Here is a 1,774-nt window from a genome sequence, read left to right as displayed (position 1 = left end):
GCTCGATGTGCCTGGCGATGAACCCCGACAAGCTCACCCCCGGCGAGCGCAGCGCGTCCACCTCCAACCGCAACTTCGAGGGACGGCAGGGCCCCGGCGGCCGCACCCACCTGGTCAGCCCCGCCGTCGCCGCCGCCACCGCCGTCACCGGCCGCCTGGCCTCGCCCGCCGACCTGTAAGGACACAAGGACCATGGAGAAGTTCGTCACGCACACCGGGCGCGCGGTCCCGCTGCGCCGCAGCAACGTCGACACCGACCAGATCATCCCGGCCGTCTGGCTCAAGCAGGTCAGCCGCACCGGCTTCGACAAGGGCCTGTTCTCGTCCTGGCGCGAGGACCCGGACTTCGTGCTGAACAACCCGGCGTACCAGGGGGCGTCCGTGCTGGTCGCCGGGCCCGACTTCGGCACCGGCTCGTCCCGCGAGCACGCCGTCTGGGCCCTGCAGCAGTACGGGTTCCGGGTCGTCATCGCGCCGCGCTTCGGCGACATCTTCCGGAACAACTCCACGAAGATGGGCCTGCTGCCGGTCGTCCTGCCCGCGGGGACCGTCGAGGAGATCCAGGCCCGCGCCGAGCGGGACCCGGCCGCCGAGATCACCGTGGACCTGGAGAACCGCGAGGTCAGGGCCGGGGACATCGTCGCGCCGTTCGAGATCGACGACTACACCCGGTGGCGGCTCCTGGAGGGCCTGGACGACATCGGCCTGACCCTGCGGCACGCCGACGAGATCACCGCGTTCGAGGGGCGCCGTCCGGAGCTGCTCCCGACGACGTCCTGACCGCCGTCCCGGCCGCCCTTTTGCACGGGCCGGTCGGCCCGCTCTGACCTGCGGCGTCGCCCCCTGGTGGCACCCCGGGCACGGCGGCGTGCCCCCGCACGGACGAGAATTCGTCGTGTGCGGGGGTACGCCGGACGTGTTCGCGAAGGGGGTTGAGCGTGACTGGAGACCCGCGATGAGCGGCGTCCCGTGGGACGGACCCGCCTGGGACGACCCCGGGCTGACCCGGCTCGCCGAGCGCCTGCGGGAGGCGCACCGGCGGGTCGCGCCGCTGCCGGCCGAGGAGCGCCGGCGGCTCATCCGGCAGCTGCTGGCGATCACCGATCTGGCCAAGCGGGACGCTGACCTGGCCGCCCGCAGGCTGGACGCCTTCCTTTCGGCGCGGGAGGCCGATTTCCGGTCTTCGCCCGAAGCCCGCTAGCGTTCGCCGTGGCCGGATGCGGTCCGGCGCCCGCGCGAGACGGGGGCGAGACCGACCAAAACGCCTGCGACACGGGAACTCTCGCGTTCAGGTGATTGTGTCGGTGCCATGGCTCCCATAGTTTCGTTCGGGCAAGGGGGGAACTAGAGGAGTAACCCATGAACAAGCGTGAGCTGGTCGACGCCATCTCCGAGCGGCTTGGCAGCAAGAAGGCCGCCGCTGAGGCCGTCGACGCGATCCTGGAAACGATTCAGGCCACGGTCGCCAAGGGCGACAAGGTCGCGATCACCGGGTTCGGTTCGTTCGAGAAGGCCGACCGGCCTGCCCGCACGGCCCGGAACCCGGCAACGGGCAAGACCATCGATGTTCCCGCGACGTCGGTGCCGAAGTTCAAGGCCGGCGCCGACTTCAAGAACCTCGTGGCAGGCAAGAAGTAGACGCCGCCCGCGTTCGGCGACGCCCGGTTCCCGCTCAGGCGGGGGCCGGGCGTCGATGCGTTCCGGCGCCGCCCGCCCGCGGGGGCGGCGCGTCAGGGCAGGGGGCGGCGCGTCAGGGCAGGGGGAAGGTGGCGGA

Annotated in this window: 4 protein-coding genes; all 4 read left to right on the top strand. The window is 72.0% G+C overall.

Annotated elements, in window-relative coordinates:
* Positions 1–179 (top strand): aconitase family protein (locus AB0J52_RS39015; RefSeq protein ID WP_500188104.1); only part of this gene is annotated, 179 nt, incomplete at its 5' end.
* Between the two features lie 13 nt (positions 180–192).
* Positions 193–780: a 3-isopropylmalate dehydratase small subunit gene (gene leuD / locus AB0J52_RS39010; protein WP_500188102.1), complete on the top strand. Its 588-nt coding sequence runs from the start codon at positions 193–195 to the stop codon at positions 778–780.
* A gap of 175 nt (positions 781–955) precedes the next feature.
* Complete coding sequence (locus AB0J52_RS39005) at positions 956–1,201, top strand: SCO5555 family protein (RefSeq protein ID WP_500188101.1); 246 nt, start codon at positions 956–958, stop codon at positions 1,199–1,201.
* Between the two features lie 158 nt (positions 1,202–1,359).
* Complete coding sequence (locus AB0J52_RS39000) at positions 1,360–1,638, top strand: HU family DNA-binding protein (protein WP_500188099.1); 279 nt, start codon at positions 1,360–1,362, stop codon at positions 1,636–1,638.
* Positions 1,639–1,774: the final 136 nt, after the last annotated feature.

The sequence above is a fragment of the Spirillospora sp. NPDC049652 genome, from assembly GCF_040675125.1.
Classification (GTDB): domain Bacteria; phylum Actinomycetota; class Actinomycetes; order Streptosporangiales; family Streptosporangiaceae; genus Spirillospora.
Note: the sequence above shows the minus strand (reverse complement) of the source record. Positions and strands in the feature narration are given on the sequence as shown.